This window comes from Bradyrhizobium ottawaense (genome assembly GCF_002278135.3).
GTDB classification, from domain to species: Bacteria; Pseudomonadota; Alphaproteobacteria; order Rhizobiales; family Xanthobacteraceae; genus Bradyrhizobium; species Bradyrhizobium ottawaense.
Genome location: NZ_CP029425.2, coordinates 5,043,608 through 5,066,958 on the forward strand (window position 1 = coordinate 5,043,608; position 23,351 = coordinate 5,066,958).

Annotated in this window: 20 protein-coding genes; 11 read left to right on the forward strand and 9 right to left on the reverse strand. The window is 64.7% G+C overall.

Features of this window, described 5'->3' with window-relative positions; all coding sequences use genetic code 11:
• Positions 1 to 2: 2 nt before the first annotated feature.
• The gene (locus tag CIT37_RS24295) at positions 3 to 899 is read right to left on the reverse strand and encodes a UPF0280 family protein (RefSeq protein ID WP_028145240.1); all 897 of its coding nucleotides are present in this window, start codon (positions 897 to 899) and stop codon (positions 3 to 5) included.
• The gene (locus CIT37_RS24300; RefSeq protein WP_095425884.1) at positions 896 to 2,353 is read right to left on the reverse strand and encodes a 6-hydroxynicotinate reductase; all 1,458 of its coding nucleotides are present in this window, start codon (positions 2,351 to 2,353) and stop codon (positions 896 to 898) included. The genes CIT37_RS24295 and CIT37_RS24300 overlap by 4 nt, the downstream gene beginning before the upstream one ends.
• 246 nt (positions 2,354 to 2,599) lie before the next feature.
• On the opposite strand from CIT37_RS24300, the gene CIT37_RS24305 reads away from it, so the two are divergent.
• On the forward strand, positions 2,600 to 3,082 hold the full coding sequence (locus tag CIT37_RS24305) for a (2Fe-2S)-binding protein (RefSeq protein WP_095425883.1): 483 nt from the start codon (positions 2,600 to 2,602) through the stop codon (positions 3,080 to 3,082).
• Complete coding sequence (locus CIT37_RS24310) at positions 3,082 to 6,606, forward strand: molybdopterin cofactor-binding domain-containing protein (protein ID WP_095425882.1); 3,525 nt, start codon at positions 3,082 to 3,084, stop codon at positions 6,604 to 6,606. The genes CIT37_RS24305 and CIT37_RS24310 overlap by 1 nt, the downstream gene beginning before the upstream one ends.
• Here CIT37_RS24310 and CIT37_RS24315 read toward each other — a convergent pair.
• Positions 6,603 to 7,571 carry a catechol 2,3-dioxygenase gene (locus CIT37_RS24315; RefSeq protein ID WP_095425881.1) on the reverse strand — a complete coding sequence of 323 codons (969 nt, stop codon included), beginning with the start codon at positions 7,569 to 7,571 and terminating at the stop codon, positions 6,603 to 6,605. The two genes, CIT37_RS24310 and CIT37_RS24315, sit on opposite strands and share 4 nt — an antisense overlap.
• 418 nt (positions 7,572 to 7,989) lie before the next feature.
• Here CIT37_RS24315 and CIT37_RS24320 point away from each other — a divergent pair, with 418 nt between their 5' ends.
• The 3 genes from CIT37_RS24320 to CIT37_RS24330 all read left to right on the forward strand — a co-directional run bounded on the left by CIT37_RS24320 (position 7,990) and on the right by CIT37_RS24330 (position 11,072).
• A complete protein-coding gene (locus tag CIT37_RS24320; RefSeq protein ID WP_161966471.1) occupies positions 7,990 to 9,729 on the forward strand; it encodes an ATP-binding protein in 1,740 nt (579 codons plus the stop codon).
• A gap of 238 nt (positions 9,730 to 9,967) precedes the next feature.
• Entirely contained in the window at positions 9,968 to 10,546 is a 579-nt protein-coding gene (locus tag CIT37_RS24325) for a peroxidase-related enzyme (protein ID WP_038946319.1), read from the forward strand.
• A gap of 10 nt (positions 10,547 to 10,556) precedes the next feature.
• Positions 10,557 to 11,072: an MgtC/SapB family protein gene (locus tag CIT37_RS24330; RefSeq protein ID WP_038946318.1), complete on the forward strand. Its 516-nt coding sequence runs from the start codon at positions 10,557 to 10,559 to the stop codon at positions 11,070 to 11,072.
• 216 nt (positions 11,073 to 11,288) lie between these two features.
• On the opposite strand, the gene CIT37_RS24335 is transcribed toward CIT37_RS24330, so the two are convergent.
• The 5 genes from CIT37_RS24335 to CIT37_RS24355 form a co-directional block, all read right to left on the reverse strand.
• Positions 11,289 to 12,434 carry a PepSY-associated TM helix domain-containing protein gene (locus CIT37_RS24335; RefSeq protein WP_095425879.1) on the reverse strand — a complete coding sequence of 382 codons (1,146 nt, stop codon included), beginning with the start codon at positions 12,432 to 12,434 and terminating at the stop codon, positions 11,289 to 11,291.
• A gap of 8 nt (positions 12,435 to 12,442) precedes the next feature.
• Positions 12,443 to 14,407 carry a TonB-dependent siderophore receptor gene (locus CIT37_RS24340; RefSeq protein ID WP_095425953.1) on the reverse strand — a complete coding sequence of 655 codons (1,965 nt, stop codon included), beginning with the start codon at positions 14,405 to 14,407 and terminating at the stop codon, positions 12,443 to 12,445.
• Positions 14,408 to 14,960: 553 nt separating this feature from the next.
• Entirely contained in the window at positions 14,961 to 17,537 is a 2,577-nt protein-coding gene (locus CIT37_RS24345; protein WP_028145249.1) for an HAD-IC family P-type ATPase, read from the reverse strand.
• Positions 17,534 to 17,701, reverse strand: coding sequence for a hypothetical protein (locus tag CIT37_RS24350; protein ID WP_162832235.1), 168 nt, complete (start codon positions 17,699 to 17,701; stop codon positions 17,534 to 17,536). The genes CIT37_RS24345 and CIT37_RS24350 overlap by 4 nt, the downstream gene beginning before the upstream one ends.
• Before the next feature lie 230 nt (positions 17,702 to 17,931).
• Positions 17,932 to 18,075 (reverse strand): hypothetical protein, encoded by a 144-nt coding sequence (locus CIT37_RS24355; protein WP_162832236.1) that lies wholly within the window; start codon positions 18,073 to 18,075, stop codon positions 17,932 to 17,934.
• 268 nt (positions 18,076 to 18,343) lie between these two features.
• Between CIT37_RS24355 and CIT37_RS24360 the strand changes: the two genes are divergently transcribed.
• Positions 18,344 to 18,499, forward strand: a complete 156-nt coding sequence (locus tag CIT37_RS24360; protein ID WP_162832237.1) for a hypothetical protein — start codon at positions 18,344 to 18,346, stop codon at positions 18,497 to 18,499.
• A 52-nt stretch (positions 18,500 to 18,551) separates the two neighbouring features.
• Here CIT37_RS24360 and CIT37_RS24365 read toward each other — a convergent pair whose 3' ends face one another.
• The gene (locus CIT37_RS24365) at positions 18,552 to 19,181 is read right to left on the reverse strand and encodes a ParB-like protein (RefSeq protein ID WP_028145250.1); all 630 of its coding nucleotides are present in this window, start codon (positions 19,179 to 19,181) and stop codon (positions 18,552 to 18,554) included.
• Between the two features lie 338 nt (positions 19,182 to 19,519).
• On the opposite strand from CIT37_RS24365, the gene CIT37_RS24370 reads away from it, so the two are divergent.
• From CIT37_RS24370 to CIT37_RS24390, 5 genes are all read left to right on the forward strand, one after another.
• Entirely contained in the window at positions 19,520 to 19,861 is a 342-nt protein-coding gene (locus CIT37_RS24370; protein WP_028145252.1) for a hypothetical protein, read from the forward strand.
• Between the two features lie 223 nt (positions 19,862 to 20,084).
• Positions 20,085 to 20,372, forward strand: a complete 288-nt coding sequence (locus CIT37_RS24375; protein WP_007592476.1) for an acyl carrier protein — start codon at positions 20,085 to 20,087, stop codon at positions 20,370 to 20,372.
• Positions 20,373 to 20,382: 10 nt separating this feature from the next.
• The gene (locus CIT37_RS24380) at positions 20,383 to 20,853 is read left to right on the forward strand and encodes a 3-hydroxyacyl-ACP dehydratase FabZ family protein (RefSeq protein WP_028145253.1); all 471 of its coding nucleotides are present in this window, start codon (positions 20,383 to 20,385) and stop codon (positions 20,851 to 20,853) included.
• Positions 20,850 to 22,055, forward strand: a complete 1,206-nt coding sequence (locus CIT37_RS24385) for a beta-ketoacyl-ACP synthase (protein ID WP_095425878.1) — start codon at positions 20,850 to 20,852, stop codon at positions 22,053 to 22,055. The genes CIT37_RS24380 and CIT37_RS24385 overlap by 4 nt, the downstream gene beginning before the upstream one ends.
• Before the next feature lie 18 nt (positions 22,056 to 22,073).
• Complete coding sequence (locus tag CIT37_RS24390; RefSeq protein WP_028145255.1) at positions 22,074 to 23,351, forward strand: beta-ketoacyl-ACP synthase; 1,278 nt, start codon at positions 22,074 to 22,076, stop codon at positions 23,349 to 23,351.

The window sequence follows — 23,351 nt, forward strand, 5'->3', positions numbered from 1 at the left end:
GTTCAGGCACAGACGGCGTTCTCCGGCAGATGCGGGCGCGTTCGTTGCTCTTCTATATCCTTAGCTCCGATGACAAGCATATCACCACAAAGCTGCAAGACGGCACCCTCGATCAATCCGCGATCGAACAATTGGCGTGCACATTCCGCGCCAGATTCGAGCGTTGTCCCGACCTCGTCCTGCGACAACTCGCCGACGTCGCGGGTGACGAGGCGCGAGCCGAGATCGCTGTCGGGCTGAAGCTCGTTTGCAGGCGTTCGGATGATGGCGGGATGCCCGGGCAGGTCGACGGCATTGGCTATGACCGTCGCCGCCGCATCGGCCTGCGACGCCGTTGCCGCCAGCACCGTCACGGCGTCGGCAATGCCGAACGAAAAACTGCGGCCGTGGCGTCCGCTGGTCGCGATGCCCCGCACGGGGTCATCCGCATCCACCCTCATCGTTCGCATCACGCCAGCGCGATCGGGTCGGTCCATCAGGCCGACCGAAAAATGCTCGCCCTTGCCGAGATGGAGCGCGATGTCGCCACCATTGTTGACATAGGCCTGATCCAGCGTCACAGCGCCCAGCATGGCGCCCAGAATCTCCTCAGCCACGCTACCGGCAACAGCCGCCATCGGCGTGATGAAGCAATCGGAGGCGTAAGGCGCGACCGCTGCGTGCATCCGGCGCGCCACCACGCCCCTCAGCGAAGTGCGCTTCCCGGCGGCCGTCCGCAGTTCCGGCAGCTCCGCGCAGAGTTCGTCGAGCAGTCCGGTGAAGCGGCGCGCGGCCGCCTCATAGGCCGCACGTACATCGTCCGTGCGCCCCCTCGCCTCAACGACCAGATCGATCGGCCCATCCTGCAAATGCAGCCGCCGGCCATCAGATAGCAATGCGATTTGCGGGAGCCTTGTCATGCCCGCGGTACCGGGATCGGGTTCTGCCAGGGCAGCTGGCGGATATCGTCGCCGCTCTGCACCTCGGAGAGCGGCTTCACATAGTCCATGTGCCCGCCGAGCGCGGCATAGTCGGACAGCTTCATCGTGAACTCGATCGGCGCAACCAGCGCCGGCGTCGGCACGTAGCCGAACGCGCCCGCCGGCATCTGCGTCACGTCGACCATGTAGGTGATGCCGCCGCCCGGCCAGACATAGACCGGCGCGCCGCCACTGGTGACGCGCGTCAGCGCGTCCTTCACCGAGCGCGTCAGCCGCACCGGATTGTCGGTGACACCGGCGCGCAGCGAGCCGCCGGCACCGGCCATGAACAGCACCGTGCACAGCGCCGGCTCGCAATTCTCCTGGATACGCTCGACCGAGAACTTCAGGTCGTCAGGCATCTCGGTCTCGACTGGCTTCAGGGCCCCGTCGAGCACGTAATAAGACGAATGCTCGCCGGTCGTGGAGACCATCAGCATCGAGAGACCCGGTTTTGCTTCCTTGGCGTCGAACGGCCCGAGGATCGCGAGCGGATCGGAAATGTTGGTGCCACCCCACCCCGTGCCGGGATCGGCGACCTGGAAATAGCGGCCTGGCGTCGAGCGGCGGCCCTTCATCTTGATGCCGGTGTCGGCGATGTCGAGCAGCTTGCCGGCCTGATGCTCCGAGAGCACGCCGGTGATGTGATCGTCGACCACGACGACTTCGTCGACCTTGCCGTGCCATTGCTTGGCAAACATGCCGATCGTCGCCGAGCCGCAGCCGACGCGCATGCGCTCTTCTTTCATGCCGTTGACGATCGGCGGCTGGCCGGCCTGGACCACGACGCTCGCGCCGCCGTCGATGGTCAGCTCGACCGCCTTGCAATTGGCGAGATCCATCAGCGTGTCGCAGGTGACGCGGCCCTCCTTCTTGGAGCCGCCGGTGAGATGATGCACGCCGCCGAGCGACAGCATCTGCGAGCCGTATTCGCTGGTGGTGACGTGGCCGACCGCCTCGCCCTGCGCGCGGACTGTCGCAGTCTCCGGCCCGAGATAGCGATCGGTGTCGATCTTCACCTTGATGCCGCAATAGGAGAAGATGCCCTCGGTGACCACAGTCACCATGTCGACGCCGTCGACCTCCGCCGAGACGATGAACGGCGCCGGCTTGTAGTCGGGATAGGTCGTGCCCGCGCCGATCGCCGTCACGAAGGTGGAAGGTTCGTGGACGATCTTGCCGTCCCAGTCTTCGGTGCGGCTGAACGGGACCAGCTTGCCGCCATGCGAGACCGTGCGCTCCAGGATCACATGCGGATCGACGCGGACGAGCTTGCCGTCGTGGTTGGCGTAGCGATCGCAGGCGCCCGCCGCGCCCGGCTTGATGTAGCACATCACCGGACAAGCATCGCAGCGGATCTTGTCGATAGCAGCGCTCGTCGTTTCCATCACCATGTCAGAGCCGAGACCGCGGTTATCATTCGTATACGAACGATGGTGCGCGCGCCCCGGATGGCTGTCAAGCGGCGGTGCAGCGCAAAAGATGCTGCTGCTGCATAAAACCTCATTTGCCTATCCGCCCTGTCCACAAAGAAGGCAGTCGCGCTGCAGTGCGGCATGCATGGCTTGCACGTTTGTGTACAAACGGTATCGTCGCGACGTAGATTTTCGCCATTACTGGCCGAGCGCTTGGAAACGAGGATGACGCAGACACCGATCCGCCTCACCGTGAACGGGGGGATCCACGAGGTCGCTGCAGCGCCGGAGACGCCGCTGCTCTACGTGCTGCGCAACGATCTCGCGCTCAACGGCCCGAAATATGGATGCGGCCTCGGCGAATGCGGCACCTGCACTGTCCTGATCGACGGGGCCGCGGCCCGCTCCTGCGTGATTCCCGTCAGTGGCTGCGCCGGCCGCGACATCGTGACGCTCGAAGGGCTCGGCACGCGCGACAAGCCTGACCTCGTGCAGCAAGCCTTCATCGACGAGCAGGCCGCGCAATGCGGCTATTGCCTCAACGGCATGATCATGACCACCAAGGCGCTGCTCGCGATCAACCCGCGCCCGACCGAGCAGGAGGCGCTGGCGGCGCTCCGCTACAATCTCTGCCGCTGCGGCACACATGTCGAAATCCTGCGCGCCGTGATGCGCGCTTCCGGCCAACTCACCGAGGCCGTTGATTGATGGCCTCCCCTGCCCCTGATGGATCTGAGCGCCAATCCGGTTCGCTCGTCGTCGTCCGCACCGTGGACGAGCTCACGTCCGAGACTTTCATCCGCATCGCCGCGGATGGCTCGGTCAGCGCCTATAACGGCCATGTCGATCTCGGCACCGGCATCCGTACCGCGCTCGGCCAGATCGTCGCCGAGGAGCTGGACGTGTCCTTTGCGCGCGTCGTCGTGGTGCTCGGCGACACTGCGGTGGTGCCCAATCAGGGCGCGACGATCGCGAGCGAGACCATCCAGATCACGGCCGTGCCCCTGCGCAAGGCCGCGGCGCAAGCCCGTCACTTCCTGATCGCGCGCGCGGCCGAGCGGCTGGAGCTGCCGGCGGCCGATCTCAGGATCGAAGACGGCCTCGTGCGCGGGCACGACAATCGCAGCATCAGCTACGGCGAATTGATCGGCGACGAGACGATCCGCCTCGAGCTGGCCGACGACGTCACCGTCAAGGCGGTCGGCGATTATGCCATCGTCGGCCAGTCGATGCCGCGCGTCGACCTGCCCGCCAAGGCCACGGGCGAGCTGACTTTCGTTCACGATATCCGCGTCCCCGGCATGCTGCACGGCCGCGTGGTGCGCCCGCCCTATGCCGGCGTCGATGCCGGTCCGTTCGTCGGCACCAGCCTGATCGCGGTCGACGAATCCTCAGTGCGCAACATTCCCGGGCTTGTCGCCGTGGTGCGCATCGGCGACTTCGTCGGTGTCGTCGCCGAGCGCGAAGAGAACGCGATCCGCGCGGCGGAGCAGCTCAAGGTGAGCTGGAAGCCTACGCCTACCCTCACGGATCTCGCCGACATCGAGACCGCGCTGCGCGCCAATCCATCGACGCCGCGCACGCTGATCGACAAGGGCGACGTCGATGCGGCGATAGCAGGTGCGGCCAAGCCGATGCAGCGCACCTACGTGTGGCCGTATCAGATGCACGCCTCGATCGGCCCATCCTGCGCGGTCGCGGATTTTCAGGACGGCAATATCCGGGTCTGGTCGGGCACGCAAAATCCGCACGTGCTGCGCAGCGACCTCGCACTTCTGATCGAGCGACCGGAAAACGAGGTCGAGGTGATCCGGCTGGAAGCCGCCGGCTGCTACGGGCGCAACTGCGCCGACGATGTCACTGCCGACGCCTTGCTGCTGTCGCGCGCGGTCGCACGGCCCGTGCGCGTGCAATTGACACGCGAGCAGGAGCACGCCTGGGAGCCCAAGGGAACCGCGCAGCTCATCGACGTCAATGGCGGTCTGGATGCGGACGGCGGTATCGCGGCGTATGATCTCGCCACGCGTTATCCCTCGAACGCCGCGCCCACGCTGGCCCTGCTGCTCACCGGTCGCATTCCATCTGAACCTGCCGTGCTGCAGATGGGCGACCGCACCGCGATCCCGCCCTACGATTACGACCACATGCGCGTCCTCGCCCATGACATGCCGCCGATCGTCCGCGCCTCCTGGTTCCGCGGTGTCTCCGCGCTGCCGAACACGTTTGCGCACGAATCCTACATCGACGAAGCCGCCACCGAGGCCGGGGTCGATCCCATCGAATATCGCCTGCGCTATCTGAAGGACCAGCGCGGCGTTGATCTCGTCAATGCCGTGGCCGAGCGCGCGGGCTGGGCGCCGCGACCGGTGCGCGAAGAGAAGGACGGCGAGATCGTGCACGGGCGCGGCTTTGCCTATGCGCTCTACGTCCACAGCAAGTTTCCCGGCTACGGCGCGGCGTGGTCGGCGTGGATTGCCGACGTCGCGGTGAACAAATCGACTGGCGATGTCAGCGTGACGCGCGTGGTTGCGGGACAGGATTCCGGATTGATGATCAATCCGGACGGCGTACGCCACCAGATCCACGGCAACGTCATCCAGTCCACCAGCCGCGCGCTGATGGAGGAAGTCTCGTTCGAGCGCGGCGCGGTGGCGGCGCGCGAATGGGGCGCCTATCCGATCATCCCTTTCCCCGACGTGCCCAAGATCGACGTGCTGATGCTGCCACGTCAGGACCAGCCACCGCTCGGCGTCGGCGAGTCCGCTTCGGTCCCGAGTGCGGCGGCGATAGCGAATGCGATCTTCGATGCCACCGGTGTGCGCTTTCGCGAGCCGCCCTTTACGCCCGAACGCATCCTGAGGGGATTGCACGGTGAAACATCGCCCGTGCCGCAGGCCCTGCCCGCGCCCGCCGCGCCGCCGCCGTCGCGCATCTGGGAGACTCCCTTCGCCAAACGCGCCGGCATTGTCGCGACGATTGCCGCGGTCTGCACCGCCGCGATCGGCATTGGCGCGGCGCTGCTGCCGGGGCGCGCGATTGCGCCGATCGCCCGGCCCGACGCATCGGTCTATTCCGCCGCGACGATCGCACGGGGAGAGCAGCTTGCTGCGCTCGGCAATTGCGCGGAGTGCCACACCAATATCGACAGCGTACTCAATGCCGGCGGCCGCGCATTGGAGACGCCATTCGGCACGATCTATTCAACCAACATCACCCCCGACGTCGAGACCGGCATCGGCGCCTGGTCCTATCCCGCCTTCGAGCGCGCAATGCGCGACGGCTTGCATCGCGACGGGCGGCAGCTCTATCCCGCCTTTCCCTACACACACTTCGCCAAGACAAACGAAGCCGACCTTCAGGCGCTCTATGCCTATCTGATGGCGCAGCCTGCAGTGCGCGCGACGGCGCCGGCGAACACGCTCGCCTTCCCGTTTAACCTGCGCCCGCTGCTCGCGGGTTGGAATGCGCTCTTCCACCAGGCAAAGGAATTCAAGCCCGACCCCACCAAGTCGGAGGCCTGGAATCGCGGCGCCTATCTCGTCGAGGGCCTCGGCCATTGCAGCGGCTGCCACTCGCCGCGCAATGCGCTCGGCGCGGAGCAACGCAAGGCCTATCTCGCCGGAGGCTTCGCCGAAGGCTGGGAAGCGCCGCCCCTGACCTCGCTCTCTCACGCCCCGATCCCGTGGAGCGAGGACGAGCTGTTCGCCTATTTGCGCACCGGCCATTCGCGCTATCACGGCGTCGCCGCCGGCCCGATGGCGCCTGTTGTCAGGGATCTCAAGGCCCTGCCCGATCAGGATATCCGCGCGATGGCGGTCTATCTCAACTCGTTCAACGACACCGCAGCCGATGCGCCGGAGGTGCTCGCCGCGAAGCTGGAGAGCGCGACGCAGGTTACCATCGGCTCCTCCACCGGCGCACGGCTCTATCAAGGCGCCTGCGCCGTCTGCCACGAAGTCGGCGGCCTGCCACTGTTCGGCAGCCGGCCCTCGCTCGCGCTCAACAGCAATCTGCACAGCGCAACGTCGGACAATCTCGTGCAGGTGATCCTGCACGGTATCGCCGAGCCGGTGTCGAGCGACCTTGGCTACATGCCGGCGTTCAGGAACAGCATGAGCGACGCGCAGGTGGAGGAGCTCGTCAGCTTCCTGCGCGGCCAGTTCGCGCCGGACAAGCCGGCGTGGACCGGCATCCGCGAGACGATCGCGAGGGTGCGCGGCTCAATCCACTAAGCGTGCTTCTTCACTTCCACCGGCGGCGTGCCGTGGGTGTGGAAGGACTCGATCGTCTTCAGCCCCCACGCCTGGCCCTTCTTGCGCTCCTCCTCGGTCCACACGATCGGCTTCCAGTCCGGCGCGAGGATCAGGCGCGCGCCGGCATTGGCGACTTCGACGCGGTTGCCGCCGGGCTCGTAGACGTAGAGGAAGAAGGTCTGCTGGATCGCGTGCTTGTGCGGGCCGGTCTCGATGTGGATGCCGTTCTCCAGGAAGATGTCGGCAGCGCGCAGAATTTCCTCGCGGCTATCGAGCGCATAGGTGACGTGGTGGAAGCGGCCCGGCACGCCTGAATGGTCGAGCGAATAGGCGAAATCGTAGCTCTTGTTCGACATCGTCAGCCACATCGCCGCTTCCCGCCCGTCATTGAGCACGATCTGCTCGGTGAGGCGGCAGCCGAGGTAGTTCTCGAAGAACTCGCGGTTGGCCTTGATGTCGACGGCGAGGCAGTTGAGATGGTCGAGACGGCGGACATTGACGCCGCGCGCGGGAAAGCGCTGCGCCTGGTTCTTCAGCGCCGGCTTCAGCTCGGGCGGCGCCTGATACCATTCGGTCTCGTAATAGAGCTCGACGATGTGGCCGTCGGGGTCGCGGCAGCGGAAGGTCGGCCCCTGCCCCATGTCGCCGTCGATCCAGCCGATGTCGAAGCCGGAGTCCTTGAGCGCGGCCACGCGGCGCTCAAGCGCCTGCTGGCTGCGCGCGCGCAGCGCCATGTGCTCCATGCCTGAGGTCTTCGACGCCGTCAGCTTGAGCGAGTAGCGCTCGTAATCGTCCCAGCCGCGTAAGTACACCGACTCGCCCTTCTGGCCGCTGACGGTCATGCCCATGACGTCGACGAAGAATTTCAGGCTCTCATCGGGCTTGGGCGTCAGCAGCTCCATATGGCCGAGATGAGCGAGATCGAGGATCGGTTCGGGCTGCATGGCTTTCCTCCAGGGCACAGCTGGCGATCCGCCGACCGGATCGCATCATCGGGAGCAAGGCTGCAACGCGCTCTGCACCCGGAGACGGTCACAAGGTCCGCCAGCCTATTTGTACTAATGTACAAATGATTAGGTCCCGTCAACAAATCAACCACCCCTGGATCGAAGGAAGACGTCCCCCGAACGGTGGACTGACTGGCCTGATGGTAAAATGTTCCTTAATTGCCTTTCGGCTCCAACGGCCCGAAATTGCGCCAATTCCCCACCGTTTCCGCCAGTAAGTACGCAATCGGAATAAACCTCGCGGCCGAATTGTCGCGGATTTAACGAAGTGCCCGCGCCCGGCGCTTAACCGTTTGTGCAGCCACGGCCGCGCATAGTCCGAGCAGATCCCTTGCTCTTGCCAGGTTCATTCATCGTGACATCCTTTGGACGCGTGATTTCGGTTCGCGGATCGCTGGCCCGAGTCGGGCTGCTGGCAGAAAGCCAGATGCCTATCTCGGAAGTTCGGGCGACCGTCGGCCGCTTCGTCAGTATTCGCAGCGCCAGCTCGGTCATCGTTGCGATGATCACCGAGGTGTCCTGCGAGAACCTGTCGAGCAGCGACAGTTATATCGCGGTTGCCTCGGTCGACCTGCTCGGCGAGATCCTCAACGCCAGCGACAAGCCGAAATTCCAGCGCGGCGTCACCAACTATCCGACCATCGGCGGTTCCGTCGATCTGATTACCAGCCAGGAGCTGCGCACGATCTACGCGCCGACCGGCTCGGACCAGATCAATGTCGGCTTCCTCCAGCAGGATCGCTCGGTCGTCGCCTATGTCGATGTCGAGGAAATGCTGTCCAAGCATTTTGCAGTGCTGGGATCGACCGGCGTCGGCAAGTCCACCGGCGTGTCGCTGCTGCTCAACGAGATCCTGAAGGCGCGCCCGAACCTGCGCATCTTCCTGCTCGACGTGCACAACGAATATGGCCGCTGCTTCGGCGACCGCGCGCTGGTGCTCAACCCGCGAAACCTGAAGCTGCCGTTCTGGCTGTTCAATTTCGAGGAAATCGTCGACGTGCTGTTCGGCGGCCGCGCCGGCGTGCCCGAGGAGCTCGACATCCTGGCCGAGGTGATCCCGCTCGCCAAGGGCGTCTACACCCAATATCAGAACGCCGACCGCATCGGCCTCAAGCGCATCGATCCCAAGCAGATCGGCTACACCGTCGACACCCCGGTGCCGTACCGCCTGGTCGACCTGATGTCGCTGATCGACGAGCGTATGGGCAAGCTCGAGAACCGCTCCTCGCGCATCATCTATCATAAGCTGATCTCGCGCATCGAAGCGGTGCGCAACGACCCCCGCTACGCCTTCATGTTCGACAACGCCAATGTCGGCGGCGACACCATGGCCGAAGTCATCAGCCATCTGTTCCGCCTGCCGGCGAACGGCAAGCCGATGACGGTGATGCAGCTCGCCGGCTTCCCCGCCGAGGTCATCGATTCCGTCGTCTCGGTGCTGTGCCGCATGGCCTTCGATTTCGGCCTGTGGAGCGACGGCGTCTCGCCCCTGCTGTTCGTCTGCGAGGAAGCGCACCGCTACGCCTCCGCCGACCGCAATATCGGCTTCGGCCCGACCCGCAAGGCGGTGTCGCGCATCGCCAAGGAAGGCCGCAAATACGGCGTCTATCTCGGCCTCATCACCCAGCGTCCGGCCGAGCTCGACGCCACCATCATCTCCCAGTGCAACACGCTGTTCACGATGCGTCTTGCCAACGAGCGCGACCAGGCGCTGCTGCGCGCCGCGGTGTCGGACGCCGCCGCGAACCTGCTCTCCTTTGTGCCCTCGCTTGGCACGCGTGAAGTGCTGGCCTTCGGCGAAGGCGTCGCACTGCCGACCCGGTTGCGCTTCAAGGAGGTGCCACCGCACCAATTGCCGCGCGGCGAGGCTACCATCAGCAGCGTGCCTTCGGTCACCTCCGGCCATGACATGCATTTCGTCAGCGCCGTGCTCGAACGCTGGCGCGGCGCCACCTCGCAGCGCGACGTGCCGAACGACCCTGTGTTCTCGGCTCCGCCCGCCAAGACGCTCTCCAACGTCGAGGCCCCGATGCTGCAGCCCTCGATGGGGCTCGATCCGGACCGCTTCTCGCTGTTGAAGAAGCCGCTGCGGTAAGGACTCTCGTGTCCCGGACGCGCAGCAGCGTGAAACGCTGCTGCGCAGAGCCGGGCGCCACGCCACAATCACGGACTCTCGGAGACATGGGCCCCGGCTCAGCAGCGCACCGCACCGAACGATGCCTCGCATCGCCGGGAGCGCTGCGCTGCGTCCGGGGCACCAGACGTAACGACTCCTCTGGAGCCTCTCGCCCGCATCGACTATGGTCCCCGGCCGCAAGCCGGAATCCATGACCATGACACAGCCCTCACAACGTTTCCCAGCTCCCGCCCTCGACACGCTGCCCGATGACATCCGCACGCGTCTTCTCGCGGTGCAGGAGAAGAGCGGCTTCGTGCCGAACGTGTTCCTGACGCTGGCCTATCGTCCCGACGAGTTCCGCGCGTTCTTCGCCTATCATGACGCACTGATGGAGAAGGACGGCGGCCTCACCAAGGCCGAGCGCGAAATGATCGTGGTCGCGACCTCGGCCGCCAACCAGTGTCAGTATTGCGTGATCGCCCACGGCGCGATCCTGCGCATCCGCGCCAAGAACCCGCTCATTGCCGACCAGGTCGCGGTGAACTACCGCAAGGCCGACATCACGCCGCGGCAAAAGGCGATGCTCGATTTCGCGATGAAGGTCTCGGCCGACGCGCAGCGCATTTCCGAGGACGATTTCGCCGCACTCGCGCCGCACGGCTTCAGCGACGACGACATCTGGGACATCGCCGCGATCTCCGCCTTCTTTGCGCTGTCCAACCGGCTGGCGAATTTCACGGGCATGCGCCCGAACGACGAGTTCTACCTGATGGGACGCGTGCCGAAGAAGTGACGGACAAGACATGACCGAGATGGACTGGCCCGAAATCCTGCTGCGCCTCGGCACCGCGACGCTCGCCGGCAGCGCGATTGGCCTGAACCGCGACCTGCACGGCAAGCCGATCGGGCTGAAGACACTCGGCATCGTCGGGCTCTCCACCGCAACCGTCGTGCTGCTCGCGGTCCAGTTCGCCGAGCCCGGCAAGATCACCGATGCGGCGAGCCGTGTGATCCAGGGCATCCTGACCGGCATCGGCTTCCTCGGAGCCGGCGTCATCGTCCATGAGAGCGATCGTTTTCGCGTACGCGGCCTGACCAGCGCGGCCTGCACCTTCCTCGCCGCCTGTCTCGGCATTGCGTGCGGCGCCGGGCAATGGAAAATCGTCCTGGTCACGCTGGCCTTCACCTTCGTGCTGCTCACGATCGGCCGACGTGTCGAACGCTGGCTGCATCGGATGCTTGGCGGAAAGGATGAGAAACACGACGTCAGCCACGATATCGAAGAGCGCCACCTGTCGGAGCCGGATCGCCGTCCATAAGTCTCAGCGGGGTCGACCTGCACGGCGCCAGCAGACAATCGCCAGAACGACCGGCAACGACAACCCCAGCCACGAAAGAGCGTCCCAGAAGCCGTCCCCGACGAGCGCAACGCCGAGCCCCGCGCCGCAGACGACGCCGACAAGGACAGGCCAGCGGAAGACATCCCAGGCGCTCCTGTGAATCCGGAGCTGGTTCCGGGCGGGAATGGCCATGGGCTAGACGCCGACTGCCGCGGTCCGGCCCGCGTCGAGCGGCTTGCGGCGGACCGACGACTTTCGCCTCGCCACCCACAGATAGATCCCGCTGACGAGAACGATGATCGTGATGATGTCCAGCAGCGCCCAGATGATCTTCAGTGGAAGCCCACCATAGTCGCCGAAATGCAGTGGGCGCGAGACCTGAAGCGTCTTCAGATACCAGGGCACCTCGGGTGCCGCGATCGTCTTGCCGTCATTGGCATCAACGAGCATCGGCTGGAGCATGCGCGCCGTGAAAGGCGTCGCGCCCTTGGTCCAGACGACGAGGTGCTGCGGACTGCCGAAGCGGGCCGACGTCGGCATCGTCACCGAGGTGACCAGACGATCCGGAAATCTCGCGCGGACGAGTTCGACAGAAGCCTGAACCGACGGGATCGGAGCCACGGGCTTGCCGAGATGAGGCGCCAGCAAGACCGGGATCAGCTGCGCGCGCCACAGATCGAACAGCGGCGTCGCCAGCGTGTTGATCATGCCGGTGAGACCCACAACCATCGTCCAGGTCACGGTGACGATGCCGAGGAGATTATGGGTGTCGAGCCATTTGGCGCGTGGCGACGAGCGCCGGCGGATCGTGCCGAAATCGAGCCGCCGCATGAACGGCCAATACACGACCACACCGGATATGATCGACGCTGCGAACAGAAGACCCATCCCTCCGAGAAACAATTCGCCGGGCAAGCCCGCGAACATGTCCTTGTGAATCCGCAATACAATGTCCATGACGTCCTGATGGGGAGCCTCCTCCCCGAGCACCTCGGCGGTGCGCGCATCAAGCGTTAGGCGATGAAAGCTGCCCGGCGCCGGGATCGCCGTCGGAGAAACCGCGACCGTGACCAGCGGCTCCGTCTGCTTGAGATTAAGGAGCAGCACGTACTGACCGGGAAAGCGCGCCTGTGCCGCCGCGATCATCCGGTCGAGCGAGAGCCGCGCCGTACCGGCCGGCATGGCGGGCGCCGCGATCTCATCCTCGAGCAGGTCGTCGATCTCATCGTGAAAGACCAGCGGCAGCCCCGTGACGCACAGCATCAGCAGAAACAGCATGCACACCAGGGACGTCCAGGTGTGAATGCGGGACCACAGGCGAATCGTGCGTGCTTGAACCATGACGAATACTACCAGCGATAGCTGACCGTGCCCGTGATGGTGCGCGGGCTCGTGTATTGGCAACCGCCATTCGTCGTGCAGGCAAGCGTGACGCGATCGGCGATGTTCTTCACGTTCAGCGCCAGGTTGACGCCCTTCGGCTGACGATAATGCAGGCCCGCATCCAGCACGACGTAGCCCTCGTTGACGATTGTGTTGGTCGTGTCGGCGAAGGTCGGTCCGTTGTAACGGATGCCTCCGCCAAGTCCCCAGCCGTCCCAGGTGCCGCCCTGGATCGTGTAGTCGACATAGGCCGATGCGAGCTGGCGGGCGACGAGCGTCGGCACCTTGCCGAGGTCGGTCCCGGTGCTCTGCGTCACCCTCACATCCTGGTTGGTGTAGGTCGCCACGAAGTTCAGCCCGGGCATGATCTGCGCCAGCGTCTCGAACTCGATGCCGCGCGAGTTCACCTCGCCGAGCTGGACCGAGAAGCCGAGATGTGATGGATCGGACGTGAGCGAATTCTGCCGCGTCAGGTCGTAGATCGCCACGGTCATCAGCAGGTTTCGCGACGGCTGATACTTGACGCCCACCTCATGCTGCTGCGCCATCGTCGGCTTGAACGGGTTTCCCGCAAAGTTCGTGTTGGGTGTCGGCAGGAAGGATTCCGAGTAGCTATAATAAGGCGCAACACCGGAATCGAACACGTAGGAGACGGCTCCCCGCTTGGTGAAGGCCGTGTCCTTCGTGTCGGTGGTCTTGTTGGTCGCCAAGGCGTAGGTGTTTTGTTCCGAGGCGTCGTACCGGCCACCCAGCGTGAAGATCCAGTTCTGGATCTTCATCTGATCCTGCACATAGACGCCGACCTGGTCGATCGTCTGGTTCGTCGAGGGGGTGGTGAGCGCAGTCGGAACGACGACGGCCTGGTCGTACACCGGATTGAGCTTGCTGAGCGGCGGCGCTGCTCCGGAATAAGTCCGGTCCGTCATGTTGAACGTCAGATAGTCGACGCCGGAGACCACCGTATGCTGAAGCGGCCCCGTGCTGAACTTGCTGATCAGGTGGTTGTCGGTCGACAGCGATTCGACCTGCTCCTGTATGCGCACCGCACGCCGCGGAAAGACCGTGGTCGTATCGAGCGGACTTCCGATGAACGTCAGATAGCGATAGTCGAGTTCGGTGTGGCCGTAGCGGGCCTTCGATTCGAAGACCAGATTGTTGCTGAAGCGATGCTCGAACTGGTAGCCGACACGCTCCTGCTCCTGGTCGAACTTGTTGTAGCTGGGATCGCCAAGGAAAAGCGGCAGCGCCGTGATACCGGTGATCTTCCCGCCGCTCACATGGGCCATCGACAGCGGAAAGGCGTTGCCGGTCAGATCGCGGGTATAGTCGGCGAGAATGGTCAGCGTCGTGTCATTCGTCGGCTTCCAGGTCACCGCCGGCGCGATATAGGTGCGATTGTCCTTCACGTAGTTCGAGAAGTTGGCGATCTGCGCATCGGAATCCCTGAACACACCGGTCAGCCGGTAGAGCAGCGTGCCGTCCTTGGTGGCAGGACCACCGAAGTCGAAGGCACCCTGAAACCGGTCGTAGTTGCCGAACTGCCCGACAATCTCACCGAAGGCCTTTTCGGGCGGCCGCTTGCTGATGACATCGACAAGTCCGCCCGGCGCGCCCTGTCCATACATGACCGAGCTCGGCCCCTTGATGACGTCGATGCGCTCGAAACCATAGGGCTCGTTGCGGAACAGCGAGAGGAAGTTGGGATCGCCCATCTCGCGAAGCCCGTCGCGATATGCGCCGTAGCCGTTGTTGTCGAAGCCGCGGATGAAGACATTGTCGAAGCGCGGGTCCTTACCGCCCGGCTGAATGGCGAGACCTGCGACATGCTGCAATCCTTCGACCAGTGTCGTGACGGAGCGGGCATCGAGCTGATCGCGACTGACGACGGAGACGGATTGAGGCGTCTCGAGGATCGGGACGTCGGACTTCATCGCAGCCGAGCTGACGACAGGTACAAATCCCTTCACCGGATCCGTACCGCGCTCCATGGCGACGGCGGCGGGCTGAGAGCCGGACTGGAGCACCTGTCCTGCCGCGCGCGATCGCGCAGTTCGGGCGCTCACAGACCGGGTGGTGCGCGATCTCGTGACCTGACGCTTGTTCGCGCGGCTTTGCTCGACGACGACCGGCGGAAGATCTGATGCTGCGCTCGCGCTCTGGGCTTGCGCGTTTCCGCCAAAAGCGATCGCCGGAGGAAGCACGACAAGACCGCACAGCATCGACACGCATCCGCGCTTCGTTGCGCGTGCGTCAAACACGAATTCCAGCATTCCCAGTCCCCGAATTTACCGGGACGACCATGCAAAGACTCCGAACGCACAATCAAAGTCTTTTGGACGTTCGTGTCGTAGAATCTATGTAGACTGGATCCATTCTAATGAAATGGCCTCAGCATCTTGCGCCGGCCCTCCACGGGCTGCATGAATTCCCGACGCTGACGATCCACCGCAGCGCGCCGCGATGACCGACCTGCCGCGTCACGATCTAGAATCGCAACCGCCGGCCCCAAACCGGCTTCAGCAGTTCGAGCGCCGTGAGTACCAGCAATCCTGCGCCGAGCGTGACCATCAGATCGTCCAGGTGCAGGGGACCGAACCGGAACAGACTGGACGCCGGCGGCCAGAACAGGGCCGCGGCCAGAACGAGCGCGATCGACAGGAATATCCAGAGCAAAGCCGGATTCGGACGGAAGAACGCCGACAAGAACGACGCGCTGAAGGACCGGTTGACCAGCACCAGCGCGACGACGCAGACGACCAGCGCGATGAAAGCCAGCGTGCGCGCCTCGTCGGGTGGAATACCGGAACGAAGCGCAACGACGAAAATCACCGCGATCAAGGCAAAGGCCATGACGCCTTGAAGAACGCTCCAGCCGACCAAAGCCCACGAGAACAGTTCCGCATCGGCTCGCCGCGGCGGGCGCGTCATGACATCGCGCTCCTCCCGCTCGGCTTCGAACACGAGCGAGCAGACCGGGTCGATGATCAGCTCCAGAAATGCAATGTGAACGGGCCCGAGAACCAGAGGCAGCCCGAAAACCAGCGGCAGCAGGGCGAGCCCCGCGATCGGAACGTGGACGGCGAAAATGAAGGCCATCGCCTTGCGGAGATTGTCGTAGATTCGGCGCCCCAGCCGGATGGATGCGACGATGGAGCCGAAATCGTCGTCGAGCAGGACGATCGAGGATGCCTCGCGGGCGACATCGGTGCCGCGGCCACCCATCGCGATCCCGATATGGGCCGCCTTCAGGGACGGCGCGTCGTTGACGCCGTCGCCGGTCATCGCGACGATCTCGCCGTTGCGCTTCATCGCCTGAACGATCCGCAGCTTCTGCTCCGGCAGGACCCGCGCGAACACGTTCACGTTCCTGACGAGGGCCTCCAGCCCGCTCTCGTCCGCGAGCCTGATCTGCTCACCGGTCGCGACCTCGTTGACGTCGAGCCCGGCCTGCCCGGCGATCGCCATGGCGGTCGCCGGATAGTCGCCCGTGATCATGACGACGCGGATGCCGGCCGAACGACATTCGGCCACCGCCTCGGGGACATGCGGACGAAGCGGATCGGCCAACCCGACCAGACCGAGGAAGCGAAACGAAAAACCTTCCTGCGAGCTCGGCAGGGCCTCGCCGTCGCAGGTCGCGGCGGCCACGCCGAGCACGCGAAGACCGTCCTTGGCCATCGCCGCGACCGCATCCCGCATCGCGTCCTGGTCCGCACCATGCAACTTGCAGAGGCGCGCAATCGCTTCGGGAGCACCTTTGGCCGAGGCGAACACTCCTTGGGACGATTGCCAAACCTGGGTCATCGCCAGCAGTTCGGGACGCAGGCCGTAGGTGCGGATCAAGGTCCGAGCATGCAGGGTTTCATCAGCCTCCGGCAGGTTCGCCTGCGCGAACGCGTGCAGGGCCTTCTCCATCGGATCGAACGGTTCGGGCGAGCTCGCCAGAGCACTGCAACGCGCCAGCTCGAAAAACTCCGCTCCCACGGGCGCCGGCTGCGAAGACACGAGGCGGACGCTCGTCCCGCCGCGTAGCCTCAGCTCCGCGACCGACATCCGGTTCTGCGTCAACGTGCCGGTCTTGTCGGTGCACAGCACCGTGGCGGAGCCGAGCACCTCGATCGCGGCCGCGCGCCGCGTCAGCACCCGCGCCTTGGAGATCCGCCAGGCGCCCATGGCCATGAACACCGTGAGCACGACGGCAAACTCCTCAGGCAGCATGGACATGCCGATCGCGATGCCTCCGAGCATTGCCTGCAGCCAATCCCCGCGCAACGCTCCGTAAAGCAGGACAGCCGCCAGGCTGATCGCCGCGCCGCCGAGAAAGCAAAGCCGTACGAGCCGTGCGGTCTGCTGCTGCAGCCGCGGCGGCTCCGACTGCAAACCATGCAGCGACAGTCCGATCTTCCCGATCTCGCTGCGAGGGCCGGTGGCCTCGACCTCGGCGAGGCCCTCGCCTCGCACGACCAGCGAGCCCGAATACACGAACGGCAGGTCATCGCCGCCCGGGCGATGTTCGGCCAAGGCGACCTTTTCAGTCATGGAAGCCTCGGCGACCGGCGTCTTGAGGGCCTGCTTGCGAACCGGGACCGACTCTCCGGTCAGCAGGGACTCATCGACCGCCAGATCACGCGCACTGACGAGTACCGCATCCGCCGGAATCCGATCGCCTTCGGCCAGGACGAGGAGATCGCCGCGGACGACGTCCCGGCCCGCGATCCGCCGCCGCTCGCCATCCCTGACCACGAGCGCTCGCGGACTGGTCAGCTCCCGCAACGCCTCCAGCACGCGCTCGGTGCGGGTTTCCTGCACGATCGTGATCACGACGGAGATGGCGCCGAATGCCAGGAGAAGCAGCGCCTCGCGGAGGTCGCCGAGCAGCAGGTAAACCAGCCCGCCACACAGAAGGAGAGCGAGCATCGGCTCGCGCAGCACCTCGAGCACGATGCGCAGGGGCGTGCGCCGTTCGGGCCGAGGCAGCTCGTTGTAACCTTCATGTTGCAGCCGCAGCCGGGCCTCGGTTTCGCTGAGCCCGGCCGAACCGCCGCTTTCTGTCCTGCTCACGTCTTCCGCCGCATGCTCCAGAGACTTCCAGCCCCCACGACGGCTGTCACGAGCAGGACGGCGACGAAGGTCTGGATGATGGTGAAGTTCAGGGCATCACGCGCGACGAACAACGCGGTGAGCGCGCCGGCAATGATAAAGACGATACGAAAGATGAGGCTCATGGTCATGTCTCCAGTCTTGCATGACTTGGAGCCCGGGCCCACGACGTCTGGGCACAACGCTGCTTCTGCAACCATGCAGAGAGACTTTAGCCCGTCACAGCGGCGCAGATTTGCGACAAGTCAAGCCTGATCCGGCCATCGCCGCATCTGGCCGGTCGACGGGTGCGACGTGATGTCCCGCCGCGAGCGATCAGCCGCGGCATCGCTCATGGTTGCAAGGCGCCGTGCCGCTAGCGCTTCGCCATCAACTCGAGCGCCGGAGCAAAGCGCTCCGCGAACGTCAACGACTTGGCGTGGTGAACTGCGGCAAACGATGCCGAAATTCCTGCCGAAGCGACCGCGAGCAACGCAATTACGAAAGCCAGACGGCGCATGTTCGCCTCCTGTGTGAGCTCGTCTACCCCATACAGATGGGACGGCTCTGTTTCAGGACGGTTTCATGGGCGCGGAAATTGATTTCACTCAAGCGCCTGTGATGGGATCCGGCTTATCTGGACGCATTCCGCAACCAACTAACAATGGTCGACGTATTTTGCAGCGGAGCCCGGCCGTGTTGGGAATTCTACGTCCGCGGACACGATCCTAAAGCACTGCGGCGACCAGCAGCATTCGCTGGAATGGGAGTCATCAAGGACTATTCAAATGAAGATCGTGATCCAGAAGCTCAATGGCCTGTGGCACCTCATCGTCGGATCGTGCCTGATCCGAACGCCCTTCCTCGACACGCAGGATCGTGCGCTAGTGGTCACTTACGCTCGCCGCGCCTATCCCGGCGCCAGGATCTTCCAGCGCGACTGACGCGAGCGGCTGCGCATGATGGTCAGCTCACTAGAGCGATTCCCGACTGCCCCTAATCATCGTCCTCCGGACCGCACCAGCCGGGCAGATAGATCGCGTCCTTGCTCTTGGCTGCGGACATCGCCTTCTCGATCGCCTTGTCGAAATCGGCCTCCACCGTCTTGCGCGAGACCTTTCGGCGCAGGAAGTCGGCCCACAGGAATTCCGAGAACGGCGTGGTGTCCTTGGCGAAGCCGCCCAGGCGGCGCAATTCGCCGGCAAGGCTGCGGAACGGATCGTCCTTGAGATCGGCAACCGATTTTGGCAGGTCGCGAAACTGCCGCCGTTCGCCCTTGGCGTCGTAAGGATAGACCCAACGCTTGTTGTCCATCACGCCCCAGAACGCCTCGCGCTCGACCATGCGGAGGTCGCCGACGATGGTCACCAGCACCTCCTTGACGCCTTCGTCGTGCAGTGCGCGGCCGAGATGATGATGGTCGATCACATAGTAGCGCGCGTCGGGGCCGTAGACGACGGGGATCATGTGCTTGCCGAGCAGATCCGCCTGCTTCTTCTTGTCATGCTCGCGCCAGCGCTTGCGCTTCTCCTTGACCTCGCGCATGCCGACCGTCATCTGCGTCGGCCGGAGCGACAGGATCGGGACCGGGTGCACTCTCGGCTCACGCGCGTTGGTCGTGGTCATGGTCGAAGGCCCCTCGCATGGATGCAACTGACGGTTCAGGTTCCACGACTATGACATGGGCCATGCGGCGGCAAAACGTGTTCGGAAGGACGCGGAGATCACAAGCCGATGTAGAGGGGAACGAAGGTGTGAAATCCTTGGCCCTTGCTACCTCTGTTGTTGCAACGCAACCCTTGCATCCCTGCCGCCGACACGACGGCCGGTTCCGCGGTCGCTTCCCACAATCCATGCACAAATAGTGCGAGCGTACAAATGCACGCGGGCATTGCGAAGATTTTCTGCAACACGTTCATCACGTGTGCTATCTAAAATCGCTGCTTCGGAGTGATCCCCGCCCCATGACGACCCAGCGGCCCATAAGCTCTGACGACGAGCACCGGGTGCTCCAGTTCAGGCCGCGCACCTCGCCTTCCCCGACGGTCCACCGCGGCAGCGGTACCGTGCAGCCGTTGCGAGTCGCCCCCGAACCGCTCGACCTGTCGCGCTACGAGAAGCCCCGCGCCGAGCCGGACAATTTCCGCCATCGCATGCTCGCCAACATCGCGGCGCTGGCCTTCACCATCGCGCTAACCGCAATCGGAATTTGGCTCGCGGTCAGCATCGCCGACCTGCGCCGGACCCAGGATTGCGTGCTGATGGGCCGTCGCGACTGCGTCAAGATCACGACGCCGCACATCTAGGCCCACCTCGCCCCGGCCCCGGCGGGCACGCGACTTCAGCGGGGCATCCCCAGCCCCGTCTCACCGCCTGCCCGCCTCCATTGAACTCAGGGCGGCGCTCCGATATACGGGCTTTCGACCCGGCCAGAGGGGGGTTTGAGGGCGTCATCAGGGGCGCGATGCCCACCCACCGTGCCACTCTGGATAACCTGACAAATATCCGCAATATATCAAAGGCTTAGTGATGTCTTCCACATTCGATCAGGTCGCCACGATCATCGCTGAAACCTGCGACATCCCGCGCGACACGATCACGCCGGATAGTCATGCCATTGACGATCTCGGCATCGACAGCCTCGATTTCCTTGATATCGCGTTTGCGATCGACAAGCAGTTCGGCATCAAGCTCCCGCTGGAAAAGTGGACCCAGGAGGTCAATGACGGCAAGGCGACCACCGAGCAGTATTTCGTGCTGAAGAACCTGTGCGCCCGCATCGACGAACTGGTTGCGGCCAAGGGCGCGAGCGCCTAAGCGCGCGGTCATGCAACTCGAATACTTCCACATGATCGATCGCATCGTCGACCTCAAGGTCGACGAGAAGACGATCGTCGTCGAAGCGCAGGTCCCGCAGGAGAGCACCATCTTCGAGGGGCACTTCCCGGGTTACCCCTTGATGCCCGGCGTGCTCCTGATCGAATCGATGGCGCAGGCCTCGGGCTGGCTTCAGCTCGGCGTGTTCAAGTTTGAACGCATGCCGATCCTTGCCGCCGTGAAGGAGGCCAAGGTCCGCGGCTCGGTCTTCCCCGGCGATCTCATGAGCATCGAGGCGAGCCTCATCCATGAAGGCTCCGGCTATGCCATGACCGAAGCCAAGATCAGGGTCGGCGGCAAGCTGCGCGCGAATTCGGCGCTCACCTTCACGCTGATCCCCTTCCCCAATGCGGATATGCGCGGCTACATGACGAAAGTCGCCGAGCGCGTCGGCTTTCCGCAACAGGCCGTATCGCCATGACTGACACTGCTTCGAAGCCCGGCCAGACCGAAGTCTGGATCACCGGCATTGGACTCGCGACCTCGCTCGGCGAGGGCCTGGACGCCAACTGGGCCGCGCTTCAGGAGAAGCGCATCAATGTCGACGAGAAGGGCTTTGCGCCCTACATCGTGCATCCCTTGACGCCTGTCAGCTTCGACAGCCAGATCCCGAAGAAGGGCGACCAGCGCCAGATGGAAGCCTGGCAGCGCATCGGCACCTACGCCGCCGGCCTTGCGCTCGATTCAGCCGGGATCAAGGGCAACAAGGACATCCTGTCGAAGATCGACATGGTGGTGGCCGCCGGCGGCGGCGAGCGCGATCTCAACGTCGACACCGGTGTCTTGACGGCCGAGGCCAAGGGCGCGAACGCGCCCGGCTTCCTCAACGAACGGCTGATGAGCGATCTGAGGCCGACGCTGTTCCTGGCGCAGCTCTCCAATCTGCTCGCCGGCAACATCGCCATCGTGCACGGACTTGGCGGCACCTCGCGCACCTTCATGGGCGAAGAGGTCGCGGGCGCCGATGCTGCCCGCATTGCGCTTGCGCGCATCGCCTCGGGCGAGAGCGACATCGCGCTGGTCGGCGGCTCGCATAATGGCGAGCGCAAGGACTTGCTCGTCCTCTACGAATTCGGCGATTTCAACCTCAAGGACAAGTTCGCTCCCGTCTGGGCGCGCAAGGACCACGCCGGCTTCGCGCTCGGATCTGCCGGCGCCTTCCTGGTGCTGGAGTCGAAGGCGCATGCGCAAGCGCGCGGCGCAAAGCCGTTCGCAAGACTGTCGAGCGTCGTCGCCGACCTCGCCCGGCGCAAGCAGCCCGGCGACATGGCCGCGACGCTGGAGCAGCTGTGGGCCAAGCTGCCCAGGCGCGAAGGTAAAGGCGCCATCATCTCAGGCGCAACCGGTGCGGAGCCCGCAACGAGCGAAGAGCGCGGCTTCCTGAAGGGCCATGCCGATTTCCCGGTGCGTTCGACCGGCACGATGTTCGGCCACACCATGGAGACGCAATTCCCGCTCGGCATCGCGCTCGCCGCGCTGTCGATCTCGCGCGGTGCGCTGTTCCCGCCGAACGATTCGACGGGCACCGAGATTGAAATGCAGGGAGCGCCCACCCAGATTGTGGTGGTGGGGGCCGGACACTGGCGCGGCGAAGGCCTGGCGCTGGTCGAGGCAGTTAGCTAGCTCTATCGGGGGATCGACATGACTGCACCACGCGACAAACTCGGGCGTCCCGTCGTCGTCGTCACCGGCATGGGCATCATGACCTCGCTCGGTGCCGGCAAGGCCGACAATTGGGCCAAGCTCGTTGCCGGCGAATCCGGCATCCGTACCATCACGCGCTTTCCGGTCGACGGCCTGAAGACCACGATGGCCGGCACCGTCGATTTCGTCAGCGTCGATCCATTCTCCTCCACCGGCCTGTCCGAGCGGATGGCTGAGCTCGTGACGGAAGAAGCGCTCGAGCAGGCCGGCATCGGCGCCAAGGCCGATTTCCCGGGGCCCCTCTTCCTCGCGGTTGCGCCGGTCGAGGTCGAATGGCCACAGCGACGCGAGCTCGGCCGCGCCGTCGGCGCGCTCGACTTCAACTATGACGATCTCTTGCGCATCTCCGGCGGCGGCAAGTACAGCGCCTATCATCACCGCTTCATGTTCGGCTCGGTGGCCGCGCATCTCGCCGAGACCTTTGGCACCAAGGGCTCGCCGATCTCGCTGTCGACGGCCTGCGCGTCCGGAGCCACCTCGATCCAGCTCGGCGTCGAGGCGATCCGCCGCGGCGAGACCGATGCTGCGCTGTGCGTCGCGACCGACGGCACCGTGAACCCCGAGGCCCTCGTGCGCTTCTCGCTGCTCTCGGCGCTGTCGACCCAGAACGATCCGCCGCAGGCGGCCTCCCGCCCCTTCTCCAAGAACCGCGACGGCTTCGTCATGGCCGAAGGCGCCGGCGCGCTCGTGCTGGAAAGCTACGAGGCCGCCACCGCGCGCGGCGCAAAGATCCTCGGCGTGATCGCCGGCTGCGGCGAGCTCACCGATTCCTTCCATCGCACCCGCTCTTCGCCCGACGGCAAGCCGATCATCGGCTGCATGAACAAGACGCTGGCCGATGCCGGCATGACGCCGGACCAGATCGACCACATCAACGCGCACGGCACGGCGACGCCCGAGAACGACAAGATGGAGTTCAACACGACATCGGCCGTGTTCGGCGAGCTCGCGCAGAAGATTCCGGTGACCTCCAACAAGTCGATGGTCGGCCACACCATCTCGGCGGCAGGCGCGGTCGAGGCGATCTTCTCGCTGCTCACGCTCGAGCATCAGCGCATCCCGCCGACGATCAACTACGAGACGCCGGATCCCACGATCCTGTTCAACGTCGTCGGCAACAAGGCGCGCGACGCCCGCGTCACCGCGGTGATGTCGAACTCGTTCGGCTTCGGCGGCCAGAACGCCTCGCTGATCCTGACCCGCGAACCGGCCTGA

Excerpts from the sequence above, each read along its gene's own strand:
- CIT37_RS24295 (WP_028145240.1), bottom strand. The coding sequence starts at position 899 with ATGACAAGGCTCCCGCAAATCGCATTGCTATCTGATGGCCGGCGGCTG.
- CIT37_RS24300 (WP_095425884.1), bottom strand. The coding sequence starts at position 2,353 with ATGGTGATGGAAACGACGAGCGCTGCTATCGACAAGATCCGCTGCGAT.
- CIT37_RS24305 (WP_095425883.1), top strand. The coding sequence starts at position 2,600 with ATGACGCAGACACCGATCCGCCTCACCGTGAACGGGGGGATCCACGAG.
- CIT37_RS24310 (WP_095425882.1), top strand. The coding sequence starts at position 3,082 with ATGGCCTCCCCTGCCCCTGATGGATCTGAGCGCCAATCCGGTTCGCTC.
- CIT37_RS24315 (WP_095425881.1), bottom strand. The coding sequence starts at position 7,571 with ATGCAGCCCGAACCGATCCTCGATCTCGCTCATCTCGGCCATATGGAG.
- CIT37_RS24325 (WP_038946319.1), top strand. The coding sequence starts at position 9,968 with ATGACACAGCCCTCACAACGTTTCCCAGCTCCCGCCCTCGACACGCTG.
- CIT37_RS24330 (WP_038946318.1), top strand. The coding sequence starts at position 10,557 with ATGACCGAGATGGACTGGCCCGAAATCCTGCTGCGCCTCGGCACCGCG.
- CIT37_RS24335 (WP_095425879.1), bottom strand. The coding sequence starts at position 12,434 with ATGGTTCAAGCACGCACGATTCGCCTGTGGTCCCGCATTCACACCTGG.
- CIT37_RS24340 (WP_095425953.1), bottom strand. The coding sequence starts at position 14,407 with ATGAAGTCCGACGTCCCGATCCTCGAGACGCCTCAATCCGTCTCCGTC.
- CIT37_RS24350 (WP_162832235.1), bottom strand. The coding sequence starts at position 17,701 with ATGAGCCTCATCTTTCGTATCGTCTTTATCATTGCCGGCGCGCTCACC.
- CIT37_RS24355 (WP_162832236.1), bottom strand. The coding sequence starts at position 18,075 with ATGCGCCGTCTGGCTTTCGTAATTGCGTTGCTCGCGGTCGCTTCGGCA.
- CIT37_RS24360 (WP_162832237.1), top strand. The coding sequence starts at position 18,344 with ATGAAGATCGTGATCCAGAAGCTCAATGGCCTGTGGCACCTCATCGTC.
- CIT37_RS24365 (WP_028145250.1), bottom strand. The coding sequence starts at position 19,181 with ATGACCACGACCAACGCGCGTGAGCCGAGAGTGCACCCGGTCCCGATC.
- CIT37_RS24370 (WP_028145252.1), top strand. The coding sequence starts at position 19,520 with ATGACGACCCAGCGGCCCATAAGCTCTGACGACGAGCACCGGGTGCTC.
- CIT37_RS24375 (WP_007592476.1), top strand. The coding sequence starts at position 20,085 with ATGTCTTCCACATTCGATCAGGTCGCCACGATCATCGCTGAAACCTGC.
- CIT37_RS24380 (WP_028145253.1), top strand. The coding sequence starts at position 20,383 with ATGCAACTCGAATACTTCCACATGATCGATCGCATCGTCGACCTCAAG.
- CIT37_RS24385 (WP_095425878.1), top strand. The coding sequence starts at position 20,850 with ATGACTGACACTGCTTCGAAGCCCGGCCAGACCGAAGTCTGGATCACC.
- CIT37_RS24390 (WP_028145255.1), top strand. The coding sequence starts at position 22,074 with ATGACTGCACCACGCGACAAACTCGGGCGTCCCGTCGTCGTCGTCACC.